The organism is Methylobacterium bullatum (genome assembly GCF_014845095.1).
Lineage (GTDB): Bacteria > Pseudomonadota > Alphaproteobacteria > Rhizobiales > Beijerinckiaceae > Methylobacterium > Methylobacterium bullatum.
The window spans coordinates 1-683 of sequence record NZ_NKUG01000146.1; the positions used below are offsets into that span (position 1 = coordinate 1).

Consider the following 683-nt stretch of genomic DNA (forward strand, 5'->3'; position numbering starts at 1 on the left):
TACTCATCTGCGGCGTGCTCGGGGCACTCGCGATAGCTTCGCCGCGAACCTTAGGGTCACGCCTGGAGTTGCCGCTGCGGCTGGCCGCGCCGCTGCTTCTCCTCGTGACTTGCCTGTTGAAGCTGATGGACAGCGAACAAGGCATCGTTTTCCAAGTCTTCGGGCCGCTCGCCGTTTCAGTGGGATGCACTGCCTTTCTCCTGACCCTCGTGCGCGGCGCACCCGAAGCGATACGCTTCCGTTCGCCGATCCTGTGCTTCTTCGGCACGACCTCCTACGCCGTCTACCTGACGCACATGCCGGTGCTGGGCCTGATGCACGGGCTCATTCTCGGCACAAAACCCGATGTCGGAACGGCGGCGCAATGGGGGGTCACCGTCGCGGCCCTGCCGGTCTGCGTTGCCGTAGGCTGGCTTCTGACGCGTCTCGTGGAGGCGCCGATCAGCGCATATGGGCGCAAATGGTCCTGGCACGAGCCGGCCTCCGCGCACCCTCGAACGGCGGTATCGGCCATTTGAGATCAATCGCGCGGAGCGTGCGCCCGGCGAGAGCTGCGCCCGACCAGGTTGGGTCGGGGCACAACTCTCGGCCTTTGTTGTGCCGCGCTCTTTTTCGCCGAACCGGCATTCACCTCGACGTCGCGGGCGAGGTTTCCGCAAAGGCAAGGACGCCAGCTGCAACAA

1 protein-coding gene is annotated in these 683 nt (G+C 65.0%); it reads left to right on the forward strand.

The genetic code is table 11. The annotated features are described in order from the left end of the window. The coding region (locus MBTS_RS19240) for an acyltransferase family protein (protein ID WP_192216261.1) at positions 1-518 on the forward strand (518 nt) is incomplete at its 5' end. Between the last annotated feature and the right edge of the window lie 165 nt (positions 519-683).